The organism is Myroides sp. TSA_177.3 (assembly GCF_052691955.1).
Window position 1 is genome coordinate 216,686 of sequence record NZ_JBQZGD010000002.1, and the last position, 20,853, is coordinate 237,538.

Annotated in this window: 17 protein-coding genes and 1 tRNA gene; 5 read left to right on the top strand and 13 right to left on the bottom strand. The window is 30.2% G+C overall.

Annotation, left to right across the window (positions count from 1 at the left end; genetic code table 11):
- Positions 1-347: 347 nt before the first annotated feature.
- The 3 genes from ACUTSE_RS03035 to ACUTSE_RS03045 all read right to left on the bottom strand — a co-directional run bounded on the left by ACUTSE_RS03035 (position 348) and on the right by ACUTSE_RS03045 (position 4,765).
- A complete protein-coding gene (locus ACUTSE_RS03035) occupies positions 348-689 on the bottom strand; it encodes a hypothetical protein (protein ID WP_445639191.1) in 342 nt (113 codons plus the stop codon).
- A gap of 248 nt (positions 690-937) precedes the next feature.
- Complete coding sequence (locus ACUTSE_RS03040) at positions 938-3,727, bottom strand: TrlF family AAA-like ATPase (protein ID WP_445639192.1); 2,790 nt, start codon at positions 3,725-3,727, stop codon at positions 938-940.
- A gap of 15 nt (positions 3,728-3,742) precedes the next feature.
- Positions 3,743-4,765 (bottom strand): YiiX/YebB-like N1pC/P60 family cysteine hydrolase, encoded by a 1,023-nt coding sequence (locus ACUTSE_RS03045; RefSeq protein WP_445639193.1) that lies wholly within the window; start codon positions 4,763-4,765, stop codon positions 3,743-3,745.
- 608 nt (positions 4,766-5,373) lie between these two features.
- On the opposite strand from ACUTSE_RS03045, the gene ACUTSE_RS03050 reads away from it, so the two are divergent.
- The gene (locus ACUTSE_RS03050; RefSeq protein ID WP_445639194.1) at positions 5,374-6,258 is read left to right on the top strand and encodes a DUF488 domain-containing protein; all 885 of its coding nucleotides are present in this window, start codon (positions 5,374-5,376) and stop codon (positions 6,256-6,258) included.
- A 2-nt stretch (positions 6,259-6,260) separates the two neighbouring features.
- On the top strand, positions 6,261-7,097 hold the full coding sequence (locus ACUTSE_RS03055) for a hypothetical protein (protein ID WP_445639195.1): 837 nt from the start codon (positions 6,261-6,263) through the stop codon (positions 7,095-7,097).
- A gap of 239 nt (positions 7,098-7,336) precedes the next feature.
- On the opposite strand, the gene ACUTSE_RS03060 is transcribed toward ACUTSE_RS03055, so the two are convergent.
- The 4 genes from ACUTSE_RS03060 to ACUTSE_RS03075 form a co-directional block, all read right to left on the bottom strand.
- Positions 7,337-8,317 carry a DUF3644 domain-containing protein gene (locus ACUTSE_RS03060; protein ID WP_445639196.1) on the bottom strand — a complete coding sequence of 327 codons (981 nt, stop codon included), beginning with the start codon at positions 8,315-8,317 and terminating at the stop codon, positions 7,337-7,339.
- 587 nt (positions 8,318-8,904) lie between these two features.
- Entirely contained in the window at positions 8,905-9,222 is a 318-nt protein-coding gene (locus ACUTSE_RS03065; RefSeq protein WP_445639197.1) for a DUF6922 domain-containing protein, read from the bottom strand.
- Positions 9,223-9,333: 111 nt separating this feature from the next.
- Complete coding sequence (locus ACUTSE_RS03070) at positions 9,334-10,866, bottom strand: hypothetical protein (protein WP_445639198.1); 1,533 nt, start codon at positions 10,864-10,866, stop codon at positions 9,334-9,336.
- A 22-nt stretch (positions 10,867-10,888) separates the two neighbouring features.
- Positions 10,889-12,523: a hypothetical protein gene (locus ACUTSE_RS03075; protein WP_445639199.1), complete on the bottom strand. Its 1,635-nt coding sequence runs from the start codon at positions 12,521-12,523 to the stop codon at positions 10,889-10,891.
- A 227-nt stretch (positions 12,524-12,750) separates the two neighbouring features.
- Here ACUTSE_RS03075 and ACUTSE_RS03080 point away from each other — a divergent pair, with 227 nt between their 5' ends.
- Complete coding sequence (locus tag ACUTSE_RS03080; protein WP_445639200.1) at positions 12,751-13,293, top strand: hypothetical protein; 543 nt, start codon at positions 12,751-12,753, stop codon at positions 13,291-13,293.
- An 83-nt stretch (positions 13,294-13,376) separates the two neighbouring features.
- Here ACUTSE_RS03080 and ACUTSE_RS03085 read toward each other — a convergent pair whose 3' ends face one another.
- Positions 13,377-13,775 (bottom strand): XRE family transcriptional regulator, encoded by a 399-nt coding sequence (locus ACUTSE_RS03085; RefSeq protein WP_445639201.1) that lies wholly within the window; start codon positions 13,773-13,775, stop codon positions 13,377-13,379.
- Positions 13,776-13,940: 165 nt separating this feature from the next.
- On the opposite strand from ACUTSE_RS03085, the gene ACUTSE_RS03090 reads away from it, so the two are divergent.
- Together ACUTSE_RS03090 and ACUTSE_RS03095 are read left to right on the top strand one after the other, a co-directional pair.
- Positions 13,941-15,746: a DUF6119 family protein gene (locus ACUTSE_RS03090; protein WP_445639202.1), complete on the top strand. Its 1,806-nt coding sequence runs from the start codon at positions 13,941-13,943 to the stop codon at positions 15,744-15,746.
- A 99-nt stretch (positions 15,747-15,845) separates the two neighbouring features.
- On the top strand, positions 15,846-16,100 hold the full coding sequence (locus ACUTSE_RS03095; protein ID WP_267740843.1) for a DNA-binding protein: 255 nt from the start codon (positions 15,846-15,848) through the stop codon (positions 16,098-16,100).
- 110 nt (positions 16,101-16,210) lie between these two features.
- Here ACUTSE_RS03095 and ACUTSE_RS03100 read toward each other — a convergent pair whose 3' ends face one another.
- The 5 genes from ACUTSE_RS03100 to cysS form a co-directional block, all read right to left on the bottom strand.
- On the bottom strand, positions 16,211-17,530 hold the full coding sequence (locus tag ACUTSE_RS03100; RefSeq protein WP_445639203.1) for a site-specific integrase: 1,320 nt from the start codon (positions 17,528-17,530) through the stop codon (positions 16,211-16,213).
- A 274-nt stretch (positions 17,531-17,804) separates the two neighbouring features.
- A tRNA-Ser gene (locus ACUTSE_RS03105) sits at positions 17,805-17,889 on the bottom strand.
- 194 nt (positions 17,890-18,083) lie between these two features.
- A complete protein-coding gene (gene lgt, locus ACUTSE_RS03110) occupies positions 18,084-18,992 on the bottom strand; it encodes a prolipoprotein diacylglyceryl transferase (protein WP_445639204.1) in 909 nt (302 codons plus the stop codon).
- 94 nt (positions 18,993-19,086) lie between these two features.
- Entirely contained in the window at positions 19,087-19,311 is a 225-nt protein-coding gene (yidD, locus tag ACUTSE_RS03115) for a membrane protein insertion efficiency factor YidD (RefSeq protein WP_002985543.1), read from the bottom strand.
- Positions 19,312-19,373: 62 nt separating this feature from the next.
- Positions 19,374-20,852 (bottom strand): cysteine--tRNA ligase, encoded by a 1,479-nt coding sequence (cysS, locus tag ACUTSE_RS03120; protein WP_445639205.1) that lies wholly within the window; start codon positions 20,850-20,852, stop codon positions 19,374-19,376.
- Position 20,853 lies beyond the last annotated feature (1 nt).

Below are 20,853 nucleotides of genomic sequence, written 5' to 3' on the forward strand. Positions count from 1 at the left end.
GAAAAACAATCCCTCATTGCATTCGGTCTTGTGCTTTTTTTATTTTGTGAAAGTGATGCTGAGAGTGAAACTCTCCATCACTTTCACAAAATAAAAAAACCGATAACTCTCGTTATCGGTTTTCTTTGCGGAGAAAGAGGGTTAGCCTCTTTTATCTCGTATGCTTTATAAATAGGGTTGTTCACTTTTTTAAATTATGGTGAGCACCTTATTCGGAAAGTTTTATGCTATGATTGGAATCGTTTGATTCTATATCAAATGTACTGTTTATAAATTGATTTTGAGGAAAAAAAGGTTCTTAGTTTATCTCTAAAATGTGTATTTCATCAGGTGTTAAGTAACAGGCTCTATTTTAATTTATAATCTTCAAAATCGACTTCTACTTTTTCAAAATTTTCTGTGATTTCTAAAATTGAATTTATTCGAAAAAGACATTCTTGGTTATTTTCGGACATTAGGAAAACAAAACCCCATGTATCTTTTGAAAGAATGAATTCTCCCATTTCGGAATTTACATTTATTAAAATTTCCTCATTCATCCATAAATCCTCAAAGTCTACAACTTTGGGCTTTAATATTTTAATTGCATCAAGGAAATCAGAAAGAAATTCTTCTTTTTCTAAACCATCAAAGATTTCTATCAAAAGTTTCTCTGATCCATATTCTGGACGAAAATGATACTTATACATTTTATTTCAGTTGTTTATTTCGCAATGTTGAGATGAACTTGCAGATAACGCTTCGAGGCTTGACGTCAGTGACCGAAATTGAAGCGAAAAGTTTCAATTTAGCGACACGGTAAGCAAAAGCCAATTCATTGAATAAATTTAAGAAAAAAAGTCAATGTAATTGGCTTTTGCGACATAGTAAGAGGGAACTTTCAATAATCACTTAACCCGCCATTGCTGCAACCCCATGTTATGCCTAGTGCTTATAATTAATTATGTATCCCATATTTCTGTTCTCTAGTTAAAAAAGCATCCCTACCACCTTCAAGTTTTAACAATTTTTCTCTATTGTCATAGTTTTCAATTGAGGTTGAAGTTAAATTTGTAAATATATTGTTCTGTGGAATGTCAAGAATATGAATTAATTCTGCATCACCATTAATTACGAAATTTGAGTTGTGAGTAGCAAATATAATTTGTCTATCAAGCTTTTTTGATTTAATAAGGTCAACCAAATAGTCTGCTACTAATCGATTATCCAGATGAGCTTCTGGTTCGTCAATTACAAGAGGTTTAACTCCTGTCATTAATAGTGTCACAATTACAGCAGTACATCTTTGTCCGAATGAACAGTTTTGCAATTCACGATCTCCGTAATAGCCTTTAATTTTAATGAATTTTGAAAGATTATAAATGTGTTTTCTTAAAATGAGTTTGTAGATAATGAAATTGATATTTGAGCTAAAAATATCAGTAACTATTTTTACGTAATTATTTGTTCTACGATAACCCTTTAATTCAATTTCATTTTCTAATTTGGTTAAAAAAGTTTTGTAATCATAGTTTAATAAGTCCTCATTAGGTTCTATTAAAAATAGCACTTCTCTGACTTGACCTTGTGAAGTCCCAGAAATATGAAAGTTGGAAAATGTACTATAAAACTCTTCAAAAACTATTTGTTTCAAAAAATCAGTATTGAATTCAAACTTAAAATTGATATTAAGTACGTTTTCGTTGTTAACTTCAAGTTTCCGATTTATTTGAGTAAGATTAGTGTCTATTAATTGATAATATGAATTGTAAAGGCCTGAAAGACATTCAATTTTATTGGAATTTTCTTTAAATAATTCTTTAATTCTATCTGTTTTCGTTGTTAGCTGTGCTATTTCTGAATTAGTTCGTTCTAAATTTTCGTTCGCTTTTTGAGAGTCTTTTATTGATTCCTCACTCATTCCTTTTTCTAAAAAGAACCCTTTTAGCTTTTGATTTTCCGAAACAAAATCTCTTGTTAAAATGTCTATTCTTTCAGTTGATGCTTTAAACTCATTTAGTTCTATATAAACTTCATTTTCTTGGTTAATAGAAACCTCATCTATGCTTTTAATTAGATTTAAAATTTCATTAATTCTTAATTCTATATCATTTTGAGTTTCAATTTTAACGTTTTCTATTAGTAAAATACGAATTGAGTTTAATAAATTCTCATATCTATTTTGGCTTGCGTTTATAGCATTAATTTCTCTACGAATTTCATTAATTCTTTTAGTGATTGCCTTATATCTATCATCATTGACTGAATCAATAATGTTTTGAGTTGTGTCTTTTTCTTTATTTTTCTCTTTTAATGAAAGGCTAATATTTTGTAAATCAAAAAGTAACTTTACCGTCTCATCTATAATGATTATTAATGAATTTATCTCAGCATCTAAATCATAGAAACCTGTTTCAACCTCCTTTATTCTCTCATTAAAAATGAGTTTAGTTAATTCATTACCTTCTGCAAGTCTTTCAATTTTGCCTTGGCTAACAAATTCAATCTCATTAGTTCCCGAAACATTAACTAAATTATTCGTATCAGTTTCAATGTCATATTTTTTGCCGTCAATGATTAAATTATTTTCCTTGAAAAAATCGGTTTTTTCTCCTAGTCTTTCAGCTAATAAATTAATTATCGTGCTTTTACCTGTTCCTCTACCACCAATTAGACAAGTAAAATATGGACTAAAGAAAATTTCGTTTCTCAATTGATTTAAGCAAAACTCTTGTCTTTCATTTGAATTATTACGTTTTATGTAAGTTTCTTTGAGGAAGTTAAATTTGATACTTTCAATTTTGCGTATTGGTTCTCTTGGTTTTTGTTCTGAAATTTTTGCTCGGTGATTTGGCTCATATAAAATTTGTTTTAAGCCTTCAAATGTTGGATCTGCTTTAATCCAAGTATAACAATTCCCGATTCTGTCTTTATCTGTTTGATTTGAAAGGTAGTGAGCATCACTACAATCTAAAAGTAAATCATTAACGCCTTGATTCGTTAATTGTGTTTTAGCTTTGTCAAATTCAACTATAGAATTTGAAGCAGTGAAGACTATATGTGCTCTATTAATTATTGATTTCTTAGTAGCAATAGAAGCATCTGTCCATTTTAAATCACCCCATTCAGTTTTTCCAATAGCAATTAAATATTTTCCCTTAAAACAATCTTTATTGAGAGCTCTGAAAATTTCTTCTTCTTTCACGTTAAGATTGTTAAATCCTTCTGTCAAATCAGAACCATATTTATGCAGTTCAGCTGGCGGAATTGATGATTTTATTTGCTTTCCAAGTTCTTCCACACTTTGTGGTGTAATTGCTCTAGTCCAAGGTTCTCCACTTTCTAAATAATAACTTTGCTCTAGAGTATTCAAAAACTGACTTTGAATAGTTTCTAGCAGTACTTCATCAGAAAAAATTACGTGAAGATTTATTCTTTTCAGCTGTTCGAAATTAATTCCAGCAAATTTTTCAATTCTAAATTCAACAACAGGTAATAGTTTTAAATTGGGAAGCCTATTATTGTCAGTTTGTTCTTTTTTTAGTTTTGCATATCCTTCTAAAAATAAATAGTCATTAACACCAATTACTGCAAAATCTTCAGGTAGACTTTCTAAGTCTTTAATATATGTTTCCCAAGTTGTGTCATCATTATTTCCAAATCGTTGATAAATAGAAAAAGGTGTATGAACGTGTAAGTCCCATTTTCTCCATTCTGAACCTTTATTAATTTGAGGAATATGTGTCATTTTTTATTACGAAATTTAGGTTAGCACTGTTGTTATAGCATTAGGCATAGTTTTTTTATAGTATTTAAGAACTTTTAAAGCTTCTGTTTGCCTTTGAAAACTAAACTTAATTAATTTTCTATAAAGTTTAATTTCCATTTTGAAATATTCTCTTGGATAGAGTTTGTCTAATTGGACTAATGAATAAATGGTCATATTTAATCTCTCTCTCGATTTTTCTTCTGTCGAAGCAAAGGAAATAGCAGTGTCAACAATTATTTCAGGATTTTTGTAATATTCAATCATTTTCTCTGCGTTATAATGCCACGGATTCTTTTCAATGTCATCTTCCATCATTGTTAAATAGCCCGATTCAGTAACAAATTTTGTTAGTTCAGTATCAATTTCTGGTCTTTGAATAATCAATTCATTAATTTGTTCGAAAGTTTGAATGTCTTGTCCTGAAAGTTCTCTTGCTTTTTTGAAAATGCTATTATGTATTTCTCTTTGTTTAGCTAATGGGTTTTCAGAATTCGCAAATTCAATTTCTTTTACAGAAACAGGTCTTAATGGATTTTCAACAACTTTTAGTTCTGTTGAGTTTAATATTTCTTCAGGAACGCAATAAGCTGGGTTTTCAACCAACTTTATTCCAGCACTGTCATATGCTTGAGCAATAAACCTTGTGCAGAATTGTCTATTGGGTTCTTTTGCTTCAAGCTCTTTTGATATAGTCGCTATTTTTGCTTCATCTGTAGAATATTCTGTACCGATTTTCTGTCTTGCAAAATATTCAGCCTTAATTATCAAGTCTTTTTTGCTTTCATCTTTTACTCTTAGCACAACAACATCGTCTTCTTTCTCAATAAGAAGTCTTTGTAAATTATTTGATTGAACCCCATAACCGTCAGAGTCAATAATACTTGAAACTCCTACATAAAGTATAGCGTGCGAAAACTGACTTCCTGTCAATCTTCTTACCATTTGAGAAATTCTTGATTCTGATTTAATCAATATTATGTCTCCTAATTCGAGTCTGTCTTTGTCTAATAGATACATCTGTCGGTTATTTTAAAATAGCACATAACATTGTTTTTTAACGAAACAAAACATGGTGTAATTTCGTCAAATAACACCTATATGCATATTTCACTAATTTGTTACTAATATTATTAGTTTTAAAAAAATCAAATACTTAATAGAGTTACTTGAACAGAAATAGCAAAATAATTAAACAATGTTATTTTACTTTCAAACTTATTAAAACTTTCTCTAATTCTATTACGGAAATCCGTAAACCACTCAATATTTTGAGTCTATCTACTATTTAAACAAAAAACTCACGACTTCGGAGTAGTTTTCCTGCCCTCTGCAAGAGCAAGTCGTTTTGATGACACGAACGTAGTTTTGAGTGCCTCAAAACATAACTTGCTGTTACCTTTTCGGTAACTAAATTTACCAATTTTACAAAGTAAAATCTAAAGTGATTTCATATTAGCAAATCACCCACTATTTGACACTAAGTTTTTTATAACGAACTCTTTTTGTCTATGTAAAGTTTTACAATTCAAACATCTAGCATATCCGGTAAAGATTAAAGGAAGTTTTTAGAATATGCTTTTTCACTTAAATTATTTTATCAGTTTCATTTTACCTAAATTTGCAATATGTTTTACAGAAGAAAAATAATATTAGCTTTAATACAACTATTGGGTGGAGAATTAGAAAAAATTCGCATCCAAAAATTATTGTTTTTATACAGTCAGAAAAAGAAAAAGCCAGAATATGAATTTATACCTTATAAATTTGGTTGTTATTCCTTTTCAGTAAAAGCAGATTTGAATACTATGGTGAAGAATAGTAGTTTACTAGAAAACGAAAACTATTATATCAAAAATAATTCAGATGACTTTGTAAAAATGTTAAAAATTGATGATAAGAAAATACTAATCGAAGTAGTACAATTATATAGTACTATGAATATTAACACTCTTATTAAACATACATACATTAACTTTCCTTACTATGCTATTAACAGTACAATTGCTAGTAAAATTTTAGACGAACAACAACTTCAAAAAGTAATGTGTTCAAAAAAAGAAACTAATGAAACAATACTTTTTACAATAGGTTACGAAGGAGTTTCACTTGAAAAATACTTAAATAAATTAGTTAGTAATGATGTTAAACTCTTAGTTGATGTTAGAAAAAATTCTTTAAGTATGAAATTTGGTTTTAGCAAAAGTTTGTTAAAAAAATATTGTGAAAGTTTGGGTATCGAATACATTCATATTCCAGAAGTAGGTATCAATTCAGACCAACGTCAAGAGTTAAATACACAACAAGATTATAATGCTTTATTTGAAGTCTATAAAAAAACTACTTTAAAAGAAACTGATGTTTATCAAAATAAAATAATTGATTTACTTTCAAAATACAAAAGAATTGCTTTAACATGTTTTGAAGCAGATATTTGTCAATGCCACAGAAAACCATTAGCTGAAGCTATTGCAAAAAACACTATATTCGAATATGAATTAAAACATATCTAAATATGGCTAAAAAAAGAGTCCTTATTACCGTTAAAACTTATCCTACTATTTCTGGCAAATATGATGAATTAGTCTGTACCGCAGGTTTTTTAGAAGATGGCTCTTGGATTAGAATATATCCAATTCCTTTTAGAAAAAAATCATATGAAGAACAATACCGTAAGTATGATTGGATTGAAATTGATTTAGTAAAAAACCGAAGTGATTTTCGATTTGAAAGTTATAGACCGTATTCTATTGATAGTGAAATAGCTATTTTAGGTCATCTAGGTACCGGAAAAGATAGATCTTGGTATGAACGTAAACAAATAGTCTTAAAAAATGTCTATACCAATATGACTAAATTGATTGAAGAAGCTAAAAATAAAGAAATTAGAACGTCATTAGCCGTTTTTAAACCAACTAAAATTCTTGATTTTTATGCTGAATCAGTTGAAAGAGAATGGAATAAAAAAAAGATAGATCAACTAAAAGCAAATAGAGATCAAACCAATATGTTCGAATATGAACATCCTGAAAATCCTTTTGAGGTCGTAAAAAAATTGCCCTATACATTCAAATTTAAATTTGAAGATGATAAAGGTAGAGTAAGTAATATGATGATTGAAGACTGGGAAACTGGTCAATTATTTTGGAAATGTTTAGCCAAACATGAAGGGAATGAAGCTAGAGCTATTCAAGATGTTAAGGATAAATATTTTGAAGATTTTGCAAAAACAAAAGACTTGCATTTCTATCTAGGTACATCTGCATTGTATCATTATACTTCACATAATCCGTTTATGATTATCGGAACTTTTCAGCCTAAGATTGAAACACAGTATAGTTTGTTTTTATAAAATAAAAAAAATATTTTCCTTTTTTAAGAATGTATTTTGTGGTACAGTATGGTTGGACTTTGCGGAATGGTGGGAATTAAAAGCAAAAGTTTCAATTTAGCACGCAACTTAGAACAAAAGCCTATTATTAGCTAAATTTAAGAAAAAAGTCAATATAGTTGGTTCTTTGCAGAATAGAAAATCGAAACTTAAAATTAAGCCTTAACCCGCCATTGTGCCAAACCCTTGTTACCGCAGTTTTACTTGTATTTATTTCCACTTTCTTGGCAATGTTTTTCCACTTCTTCTAACCAGTTTTGATACCAGTACCATGTCTTTACGACTTGTGTTCCAAAATTATTTTTAGGATTTTTTCCATCTTTCTGTTTCCAAAATTGTGTATGTTGATAAGCGTTAAAATTTGGATATCCTTTAGCTTGCATAGTTCCGTAAATTTCACTTGGTAAATACTTCTTTTTTTCTCGTTCTTTTACCAAGACATATTCTTTATTCAGACCTTGTGCTTCTGGAGAATTTACAGGTATAAATTCAATTACTTTATCAGCTTGACCTTTGTGATTAACAGATTTTGGAACATATAAAACACGATATGAATATTTTATATCGTTATAATCATCATCAGATAAATTTTCGTCAAAATCATTTATGTAAGCAGCAATGTTTTGAGGTAAATCGGTAAATTTTCTCAATTGGTTGGCGTGTTCTTCTTTAATAGAAGAAAACTGTAGTGAAAAAGACAAATGCTTATCAATTCCGTATTTATCTCCAAATAATTTCTTAATCAAATTATTATAATTTAGGCAACAAGCTTGAAAACGTGCACTTAAATATTCATCAATTCTTGTTGTCATTTGGTGTTCAATTTCATGTCTTAAGCCAATTAAGAATTTAAGATTTGCTTTTGAAACTTGATCAATAGGACAATTATCATCATCCAAGCATCTTTCTAATTCCCAAAATTTATATGCTCCTTTTTTAGTTCTATCAAATTTTTTTCTAGCACCTTGTTGTTTGAAATAACGATATTCTATATTTTTTTCTCGGTAGTATGCGTGTAACAAGTACATCCAAGAAATATTTGCTAGAATAATGAAATTTTCAGATTTGAATTGTATGTTAGGATTATTGAAAATCTGTACAGCTGAAAGCATTGCTTCTCTAGATTTCGTTAATAATTCTTCTTTGAAAGATTTTATTTTTCTATTTCTTTTTTGTGCCATAATTGGTTATAATTGAATGTAAGATTGTTTTTTTACGAAACTACATCGTGTTTTGTTTCGTAAAAAATACCTATATTTGTATTTCGTTTAATTTATATTAATATAATTGTTTTTGTAAATTAAACCTTTTGAAATTAGCTTATTATAGATAGCGAAATAATCAAAAAGTATTAATTTCAAACATATTAAAACTTTCTATAATTCTATTACGGAAATCCGTAAACCCCTCAATATTTTGAGTCTACCTACCATTTCAATCAAAAACTTGCGACTTCAGAGTAGTTTTCCAGCCCTCTGCAAGAAAGAAAAGCAAATTTTTGAAGTACACTACCAAATTCCTCCTATCTATTTATTTATATAAGTTACTTGATGCTTGTTGGTTAATTTATAAACGAAGTTCTTATCCACAACGAAATGACGTTTAAATTATCGAGATGTGTCTTTGTCCTTACAAATTGAAAATTTTCCAGTATCAAAGACCACTCGTTTTTCTCCCGAAGGTTGCAAATTAGTAAGATGATTATTTAAGATTATGAATTAAACAAAAAAGGTAGAATACCATTCATAGTAATACTACCTTTTTTTATTTATATCCAATGAGAGGATTTGTCTTTTCTGTTTTGATAACAAAGTATATCTTCTTTTCTAAGTTCTGGAAAAAATCTAATAGCTTTTTTAATAGCGTAATTAGGTAAGAACTTAATCTCTTTACATATTGTAAAAAGCACTTTTTCTTTGCTATACAGTCGAACTATTTCATCTATTTCACTTTGATCTCCGCGTTCAATTAAACGTGCTATAATGGGAACATATGCTTTCTGATAATCAAGATTATTAATATCTGTATCCCAAAATAATTGAGTCCCTAAAGTCGAAATATCTGTTAGTTTTTGTTCTTTTTTCATATTATGAATATAATGATTTTAAGAAAGTTAAGCAACTATTTATCTGTGCATCTCTCTTTTTATAACGCCTAACATTGTGCAATTATTAATAAAAAATATCCCCCATTTACTTTATGCATCTATAAAATCAAAAAACTGCTTTAACGAATCAATAGTAGAGTTATCTAAAATTAAATTATTGTCTTTCTGCTCAGTATTCTTCTGCGTGTAGGTAAGCAAAAAGGAATCTAGTTGACTAAACAGCTTACTCAACTTAGATGCATTTTCATTGTCTGCATAAAGAGCTAAATCTATGAGTGTTTTTAAGTTTGTCGTGTGGGGTAAATAGTACGTGTGAAAAAGCACATACATCTGTAGCTTTATATATAAGCATCTATGTAATTTATTTGTAGAGATAAAGCCTTCTTTTTGAGGGTTAATAATATTCTTCTTAATTAACTTATTAATTTTGGAGATTGAATAATCTAGTCTAAAGGCACTTTCACTATAATCACAATCATAATTACTCATCCAATGAATGGAAGGATAATACCCATTTGAGTAAATTATATTTTCTTCTTTAATTACTCTTTCAAAGAAATAAATGTGTTCAAAGCTATATTCTTGAATAAAAAGTCTTGTATGCGCAATAATTGTAAATCTGACATTATCATCTTTACAACTAAAACTATCAATTACCTTTTGTACTTCAAGAGCTTCCTCTTTAGTAGTAAGCACTAAAAGATAAAAATGTTTAATTGTTCTTTCAGCTTCAAAAATTACAGCTTCATGAAATTTATAGATTTCCTCTACTCCCTTAGTCGTAGTTAGAGGAAATAATTGATATAAATGCTTGAATACTTTTTTCTTCTTTACCTTACCTTTTGATTTTATCTTATATGATCTTGAATCTACTTCGAGTTTCTCAAGCAACTGTATAACTACACTATGCAACTTCGCTTGAACTTTCTGAAGTGCTAACGCCCAATCATCGTATAATGCAGTTTCAGAGTCCCTATCAATCGAATCTATTATGTAGTACAAATTATCCTCTTTCTTTATAAAAAGGCTTTTGATAGGAGCAAATACTCGCTCGAGTAATAACAGTCTCTCTGTAATGTTACATTTTGTATTAGTAGTTCCAAAGAGCATTGTTTCAATAACATCTAAATCGTGCTCAAAGAATTTTAAATAGAGATAAGACACTCCTGAGGTTTCCTCTTTGATAAAATCATCTGAATAAGATGATAAACGCTTGTAGGTTTCTATATATTTGAGCTTGTACCTCTCTACATCATACGAATAACCATCACTTCTTGGCAATTCTATACTATCATCTTTATAGAGTAAAAGCGTATCACCTAAACATAATTTAGTGAATGCTCTTCCTACTTTATCTTGTAATTCAAAATCGTTATCGTCTAATAATACAATATGATAATTACTGTTTTCTAAGAGTGCTTTAGTATATTTCTTGCTAAATACTTTAGTAGCTTCCTCTTTGTCTTTTACGCGAAGCCAAAATACTTCAAGGTCATAGGATGAATCATAAACTCCTCCGTACCAAATAGCAGTAACTTGTTTATCTGTTATACTACTTATTAGTTTTTTCTCTAAGTTCTCAGGGAACTTTTGCTCTTTCAATAATTGAAATTTAGTCTCCATAATTTAAAATATTTAAGGGTTATTAATTGGTATATAATTCTTTAAGGTGATTATAGAAGTGATTACAAATGTGCAGTGTGTTTAAATACTGCTCTTGTGTAGGAGTACTAACAGGGGTTGATTGTCTTGGAAAGTAAGGCAGTTTTGTATTTAGAAAATAGAAAAGAGCATCTGACTGTTCTACACTCATTAACTGATTGCTATACTCTCTATCAGCCCATTGTACGAGTTTCCACAAGTAACGTGGGCTGGCAAAATGAGGAACATAGTTTAGCTTCTTATATAAGAATGAAAGGCACAATTGCTTAAAAATACCTCCTAACTGTACAATATGTCCGATTTGATAGGTAGAACAACTAAACAAATCCATCTGAAACCATTGACTCTCTAAATTATCTTGGCATAGTTTCCAAAAGTCCTTTTGCCAATTAGAACTATCAGTATCTTCGGGCAGTTCAAAAACAGGAAGAATAAACTTAGCATGCTTCTTTTTGGTTCTACTGTATACTACATTATCATCCGTGATGTGCTTATAGATAAACGGCAAGAATTTTGTACCATGACGTTCTATCCAAGTGGTTTTATGTAGTAGACAAGTAATTTCAACTCGTTGATTAAAATGATTTCTAATTAAGGTTGACATGTGCTGTTCCATTTGAATCTTGATATCAGTACCCACTATAAACAAGAGGAATTCTATAGAGTCATTAGAAACTTTACTTTCAATCAAATAGATTAAGTCAATGCGGTAGCTTTGAAGAAGTCTTTTAATTACAGCATTAAGTATAAACTGTTCATATTCTACTTTAGAGAAAATCTGCTTTCCTTTCAAATCACTAAGTAGATACTCAATTCTTGGAGTAAAAAAGCTATTGACTCCTTTTTCAAATTGTTCACTTATAACAGTACATACACGCTCAAGCTTAATAAGATCACTCTCTTCAATTGCTATCTCGCTATTGCAATCAACATTTAATAGATTGAACAGATACATCTTATCAATATCATTATTGATAAAGATTTGACTTAGTTCTGGGTAGTTATTTTCTATTGATTCCAATAACTCTACATCTGAATTAAAGATTAAAGCACTTTTAGGAAACAGCATGCTTTGTACGCTGTGAAGGTAAAGGCGTATGATATGCGCATACATAATCAATACAGCCTGAAATTGCTTCTGTTTAACAAGTGAATCAATAAAACGAGCTTTATAATCCTCGTGCTTCTGTTTTATCTCCATTACCCAATTATCAAGCTGTAGGAGTTGTTTTCTGATTGAAAAAGTATAAAAGTTCTGTAATAAACTTCCCCAACTACTTTCTTTGCGAGAATAGATAATAAACTGTGGATTTAGATAAAGAGAGAGATAAGTAAAGTGAAAATCACTTTCAAAAGGAAAGACGGTATGTTTACAAAATGTTACAACTACAGCAAATTGTTCAAACACTTCTTTAGTCCAAGAAGATTCTTGTAGTTCTTGTCTTTTATTCTCAGGTATATCCTTATTTAGAATAACCGTTATTTGCTTGATAGCTGAAAAATGCAGACTTGTTGCAAAGATTAATTCAACATTTCCATTGTTTATCTCATAGAGAAGTTTCTCTTGAACGACAAGGGGAATACCTTGTAATTCGTTGATTTCTAATTTAGTTTTCATAAGCTTACAGTGTTTAAAGTTAACAACTGCAAGTTCTTATCTTGGATTACGGTAATCTATTCTGAAAGAGCATATTATATTCACCTATCGTTTTTCATTCAAAACCCAATACTCATCATTATTAAATTAAATCGTCTTCAATTTTAAACGTATAATTTACCAATGAACGCGAATACTTTACTGATTTATAGTAAGGTAACTTTATAAGTAACCTAAAACCTTAAATTATGAAAACGTATGATTTTACTTTAGAATCTCATTTATGGACAAAAGATAATATTGAATGTCCGTATGAACTACTCAAATGGCTAATAGAACTTGCCGATATAGAATATTTCCAAGAGCAATTACGCAATTACTGTTGCTATACTTTAAGTCATAAGATGTATGATAAAATCAGTGCTTCTGAGGTTATCTATGATGCAACTGTTTTACAATCCATATTTAAAGCAGGATATAGGATATATCTAAAACCAAAGAAGTTTTATAAAAAAGGTCTCACAATTTCTGAAATATCTGATGAAGAACTAAAGAGGATTAAATATTTGAATAAAGATGAATGTAAGAATCCTTATATAGTATTTGAGAATGTTTTTAATCGATTTACTATTGAACAAGTAAACAAATCATTCTTTGATTTAATCTTAGCTACAATGGCTAATAGTAATTATCAAAAAGATTATTGTTGTAACGTCTCAATGCTCAACTTTCATAAAATGTTAGATGCTTTTAAACTTATTCAGCAAAGAGATACAACCACTTATCGATAAATATTTATCTAAAAACAAAAAAGGTAGAATACCATCTATAGTAATTCTACCTTTTTTCTGTTATATACAATATAAACTAATGTCTATTTACTTTGAATCAACTTCTCTAAGCGATTCATCATCTCATCTTTTTCTTTAAGCATACGTTCATATAAAGCAATTTTTTCATTGTGTAATTGCACAATTGCCTCAACTGGGTTTATATTGCAGTATAAATTAATTGCAGAATTTTCTGTAAAAGTATTAGAGATAATATTTACAGCCTGCTCTTCATCAAAATTCTCAATCGCTTCAACGGGTATTTTAAGTACTTTAGAAATCTGTTGTAACAGTAAATTATCAATTACCTCTTTCTGTTCTAAAACAGATATCTTTTTTTGATTCCAATCTTCTCCTAAATCAAAAGCAAGAACCTCTTGTTTGATTCCAAGCATTTCTCTAAAACGCTTTACATTTCTTCCTTGATGTATTTTATGTTCCATAATTAATAGCTGAATTAAGAAGGCTCAAAGATAAAGCCAATGATTTAAAAAGATTGAAAGGTAAAGTTATAAAATTATCTAGTAAAATATCCCAAAATGAGAATATTATAGCTAAATTTATTAAAAATGGTCTTTAGATAATACTATATAAACCTTACAAATACTATGGAATTAAATAATTTTAAGATTGATTTGAAAATTTTTAAGATAGATAAAAATTATTTTGAATTAAGAGAGAAGAGTGTAGATGAAATAATAGAAACAATAAAAGAAAATCATATTAAAAAATTAAGACATAAATTTAAAGACATTGATCTTACAAAAACTGTTGATCCTCAGGTTACAAAATATAAAGACGATGATTTTCTGTATTGGTCTTATTGTTTCAATCAGCCCAAAGAAAAATTTTATTGGAAAGTGTTTTTGCCTGAAGGACTAACTGAAAATCAAGATTTTAATATTATTGAATTTTCCTACGTTTTATTTATTAAGTATAAAGATGAACTATACTGTATAATTAGTGGAAGTGGTATAAACGTTATTAAAAAATACCTTAATCCATCGTTTGGTATTCAGATATATCAGAGATTATGTGAACCAATGATGGATAATATAATTGAAGTTTATACTAGAAGTATTGCTAATAACATCTCTTCGAAAAAAGAAACATATAACCTAAATCAAACAATTTCAGAGACTTTAGATTATTCTAATATACCTACTAAAATAAAATTAAAAGTCAGAGATGAATTAAAAAAAAACATCTTCAAGAAATATGATCTCAATACAAATCTTGTAATCATGGAAGTGGGAGCATATTTTTATTTGCGTAAAAAAATTGATTTTGAAGAATTAAAGGAATTAATTAAAGATCTTTATAAGATAGAAGATGAACTTGAACAAAAACAGCTAACATTATTTTCGAAAGTAAATAATTGTGATTTAGAAAAATCTTTAGACAATTATCTATTAGAATTAGTAGTAAATGATGTATTAGTACATGTTGACAAATCAACTGCAAATAATAATTTAAACGATATAATAGAGTTAGTACATCCTACTCAGTTAGAAAGATTCTATGAATGTGATAAATTTATAATTCGTTACAAAAATAGCCGAGGTAAAAGTGACTTAGAGGTATTTGATAGAGGGGATTTATATTATAATGCAACAAAATATATTTACGAAACACAAGAGGATATTAATAATAGGCAACAAATAGTTCAAGATATTTACAAACTTAATATTTCTGGTCAAGTAAATAATAATCAAAAAACATACGCTAATTTTATATCACATATCACAGCGGAAATTGATTATCACGGATACAAGTATTTTAAAATAGATGGACGCTGGTATTTATTAGAAGATGAGTTTTTATCTAGAATGAATGAAGATGCAAAATCATACTATAACAAATATATGCTTGAGAAAGATATTTTAAACGTTTGGAACAAAGGAGATAATGAAGACACTTATAATAAGAGTCATGAGGATTTGGACGGTTATTATATCTTAGATAAAGTAATAAACGAAAATATAGAGTTGTGTGATATTCTCACTATACAAGATGATATTGCCTATTTTATCCATGTTAAAAATGGTTTTAATACTAAAATGCGTGATTTATACATACAAGTTGTACTAGCTGCAAAAAGACTTTCAAATGATTTAAAAAATAATAATGGTATAAGCTATTTAGAGAAAACACTTATTGAATACAATAAAAGACAACCATTGAATAAAATAGATATTAAGGGTTTTATTGAAAAAATAAAGACTAAAAAACTTAATATTACGTTTGTTATGGCTTTCAGAAATAATCATTATTTAAATAAGAATATAATCGATAGGATTGATCTTTGTAAATCAAATATCGCAAAATACTCGCTTGTACAAGTAGTTAAAGAAATGCAAGAGTATGATTTTAGTATAAAGCTTATTGATATATCTGATATACAGAATGAATAATTTATGTAGTTATAGCCAAAATATCCCTATAACTACATAAAGAAACTTATTATTCTATACAGATTTTACCTTAGTTGTTTAACCTAAAAAACAACTATCATGGAAAATCAGATTACAAAGGACGATTTAAGATTGTTTGCTCAAACAATTATTGGTGAGCTAAAAGAAATCTTAGCTAAGCAAAACAAAGAGAATTCTCTTGATTGGGTAAAGGCTAAAGTAGCAAGGCAATTACTAAGCATCTCTCCAGCTTCCTTACAAACACTGCGCATCAGTGGGAAATTACAGTATCGCAAAATACTTGGTTCATATTACTACAACAGAAAAGATATTATGAACCTTTTTAATGAGTAGAAGTTAACTTCTACTCATTAAAAAGGTTGAAAATTAACTCCCTCAAATTCCTTACTACAAATATAACAGTTGAATTATTAGAAATTGTAGAGAATTCAAGGGAGGTTTTGCTATCCATTTAACTGATTAATAAAAGTAGTTAGCTGAGCTAATTTATTAGCGTTTAGATTTTTTAAACTCTCGAGTAAGTCAGTAAAATTATCAGTTTGTTTATTTGCTTTTCCTTCAAGTTTACCTTTTAATTTCTGCATTTCGGTTTTGATAGATTCTTCCTCTGTTAGAGCGTATTCCTCAGTCTGCTTAACAGAGTGATGCCCCAACATTTCTTTTACTACGTGAATAGGCACACCATTGCCAAGAGTGACAGTACTTCCAAAAGTTCTCCTTGCCTTATGTGTGTTTAACTCACTGATTTCACAAAGTGATGCAATTTCTTTTAAGTACTCATTCATCTTTTGATTTGAACGAACGGGAAGTACAATATCTTTACCAATACAATCAGGATGATCTTTATACTTTTCCATTATCTCAATAGCTTTTGGAAGTAGAGGTATAGTAATATTAGCATCTGTCTTCTGTCTATTGGTTCTAATCCATAGATTACCTTCTTCATCCTTTGTAATATCACTTTTCTTTAACTGATATACATCGATATAGGCAAGACCTGTATAACATTGAAAAACAAATACATCTCTTACTGTATTTACTCTATCATTTTGAAACTCCTTATTCTCTAAAGTAGATAGTTCTTGTTTACTTAATGGTTTCTTGTTGAGCTTCGTCTTTTTAGGTTTGTATTGCACAAATGGATTCGAAGGAATAATTCCCTTAGCAACTGCTCGTAAAACAATCTTTTTGAAGTTTGAGATATACTTTATAGTTGTATTATTAGAACACGCTCTAACGGTCTTTAAATAGTGTTCATAACCAATTACAAACTCATAGTTAAGTTCTCTAAACTCAATATCTTCTTTACCATATACATAACGGATATATTCTCCTACATGTGATCTTGCTGTTACGTATCTTTCATGTGTTCCAATAGCGTACTCTTTAGGTACTAACTTAAAAACTTCATCATTATGCTTTTGGAATTCTTCTAAAACTTTAGCTTTACTTGTTCCCTTACCTTGGATATAATCCATAAGCACGCTAGCTGTAATAGGTTCTTCATTACTTAAGAGCTCTAATTTGTACTTAGTAATCTTAGATACGATTGTATCTAAAATATAGTTTAGCGTTTTGGCATCTTCTTTAGAGCCATTAGCACGACCTGCTTTTTGGTTCCATCTTTTGATATCCCATTTGTGACTAAGAGAAGTCTCTTTGCGAATACCATCTACTGTAATTCTAAGGTAAACACCTCTTAAATTACTTTTCTCTCTAGTTGGTTTGAGAAAGAAATTAATTGATAACTGTTTTTCTAACATAATTCAACTGTTTTTAAATATTAATAAATGTCGAATTAAAACGTTCCAAAAACACAGTTTAAAACTCTCTGGCACTCTTTGGCGTCTAGGTTTGCCAAGTTGAAAGGTGCACATTGCTTGGATATTTTTTTGTGCACCGAATCAAGAATATTTTTAGGTGCACTTTTAAAAAGAATGTGATACCCCTAAAAAAGAAAAAACCTATAACTCATTGTGAATCATAGGTTTTTGTGCTTTTTTGATGACTTTTGAAAAGTTATCTTTTATAAATCAGCGGAGAAAGAGGGATTCGAACCCCCGGACCTGTTACAGTCAACAGTTTTCAAGACTGCCGCAATCGACCACTCTGCCATTTCTCCAGTAGTCTGCTTTACTTCTGTATTGCGAGTGCAAATATAGCGCATTTACTGACTTTGGCAAACAATAACGCAATAATTTTTACTCTTTTTATCAGGTAAAATCGTAAGTATTTTAGAACAAAACAATTACACTCAAAAAAAAATAGCACCTCTTAGAATAAAGAAGTGCTATCTGATATCAATAGTGGAATATACTATGCGTATACTCTCTTTTTAGCTGTTGCCCACAAGTAAACCCCTGCAAGGATAAATGGAATACTCAACCATTGTCCTGTTGATAGTAATCCTAAAGTAGATTCAAATCCACCTTGACTTCCCTTTACAAACTCCACAATAAAACGCACGGTCCATAGCAATACTAAGAATACCCCAAAGATATATCCGCCGTATTTTCTAGCATCAGTTTTCCAATACATAAAGTATAAGATTAGAAACACAATCACATATCCGAATGCTTCGTATAGTTGCGTGGGGTGTTTAGGCAATACTTCTGCTAATGCTTGTGCAAATTGCGGATTGTGTTGAATCGCATCATAAGCTGCATTTGGATTGTTTAATCCCGTTATTTCCATCGCTTTACGCGGACTATACGTATCGCGAATGAAGCGAATTCCCATTGCATTTGTCGTTTCGTGTCCAACAATCTCTGAGTTAAAAAAGTTCCCTAAACGCACAAAGATTCCCCCTAATGTTACCGGAATAACTACGCGGTCTAGAATCCACAAAATTGGTTTTTGAATGACATTCTTGCTGTAGTAGTACATCGTAACGATAATCCCTATAGCAGCACCATGACTTGCTAACCCGCTAAATCCAACGATTTCAAATTTAGGTGAGAAGCGAACAGGCAAGATAATCTCAAGTAAATGATCTTTAAAATAATCCCAATCATAGAAAAACACGTGTCCTAAACGCGCACCAATCAAAGTTGCCAACACGGTATAAATGAATAGCTTATCCAATTTATCTACACTTAATCCTTCGCGGTCGTATATCTTTTTCATTACGACCCAACCTAAACCAAATGCCACTACAAACATCAAGCTGTAGTAACGCAATTGCATAAAACCTAAATCAAAACCTTCCGAAGGATTCCAAATCATACTATTCGAATTTGTTATATTGTTATTGCGGTATTCCGCTTCAGTGAATACGTAAAAATAGAAAAATTATTTAACAATCAAGGGTAAAAAAACATTAAGGTACCGGATCATACCCTTTCCCTCCCCAGGGTCCACAACTACTGATTCGCTTTATTGCTAACCATCCCCCTTTAAACAAGCCGTGTTTCTTCAATGCATCAATCGTATAATGCGAGCACGTGGGCGTGTAGCGGCATGTTGGTGGAAAAAACGGTGAAATCCCCCCTTGGTAAAAGCGCACCAATAAGATAAAAGGTGCAATGAGTATCTTTCGCAACATAAAATAAGATTATGAGATTAAGAAAAAAAAGCTATAGAATCACTCCTATAGCTTTTATGAGATTATAAAGAAAAGGATGTTCCTTCTTTGCCGTCTTTTAATTGAATATTTAGTTTTGCTAATTCATCTCGAATGTGATCAGACATAGCGAAATCTTTATTTGCTCTGGCTTCATTTCGCATTTGAATTAACATGCTCACAACGCCTTCTAATTTGTCGTTATTTGCTGCCATGATGTTAGTTGATTCTAATCCCAATACATCAAATACAAATGCGTGTAACAACGAAGTAAACAAGGCTAAGTCTTCTGCATTGATTTGCTCTTTTCCTTCTTTAATTACATTCACTAAACGCACCCCTTCAAAAAGATGAGAGATTAAAATCGGGCTATTAAAGTCGTCATTCATTGCGTCATAACACTGTTGTCTCCATCCTTGAATATCAACCGTAGATTGAGCAGAAACAGGCAATTCACTGCTGTGTTTTACCGCTTCCATCAAGCGATTGAATCCGCGTTCAGAAGCTAAGATAGCCTCATCAGAGAAATCCAATACACTTCTGTAGTGTGCTTGTAACATAAAGAAACGAACAACTGCAGGTGCAAATGCTTTACTCAAAATAGCGTTCTCTCCAGAGAATAACTCATTCGGTAAAATATTATTTCCTGTAGATTTTGCCATTTTCTTGCCGTTTAACGTCAACATATTAGCATGCATCCAAACATTTACGGGTGTATTACCTGTACAAGCTTCATTTTGAGCAATTTCACATTCGTGGTGAGGGAATTTTAAATCCATTCCTCCTCCGTGAATATCAAAGTGATTACCCAAATATTTAGTACTCATTGCGGTACACTCTAAGTGCCATCCTGGGAATCCATCTCCCCATGGAGAAGGCCAACGCATGATGTGTTGAGACTCTGCATTTTTCCAAAGCGCAAAATCCAATGGATTGCGTTTATCCGATTGACCATCTAAATCTCTTGTATTTGACAGTAAATCCTCAATCTTGCGTCCACTTAAGATACCGTAATGGTGTTCTTTGTTGTATTTCTCTACATCAAAGTAAACAGATCCATTTACTTCATAAGCAAAACCATTATCAATAATTCCTTGAATAATAGCAATCTGCTCAATGATATGCCCTGTTGCTGTAGGTTCAATACTCGGTGGTAAGTTGTTGAATTGTTTCAGGATATTATGGAAATTCACTGTGTATTTCTGTACGATCTCCATCGGTTCAATTTGCTCAATACGCGCGCGTTTAGCAATTTTATCCTCTCCTTCATCCGCATCGTCAACCATATGCCCCACATCCGTAATATTACGTACATAGCGCACTTGATATCCTAAATGTTTCAAATAGCGGAATACCAAGTCAAAAGAGATAAAAGTTCTACAGTTTCCCAAATGCACATAGTTGTAAACCGTTGGTCCACAAACATACATTCCTACTTTTCCATTGTGAATCGGTACGAAAACTTCCTTTTCTCCCGAAAGAGAGTTGTAAACTTTTAATTGTTGTTCTTGATATAATGCCATA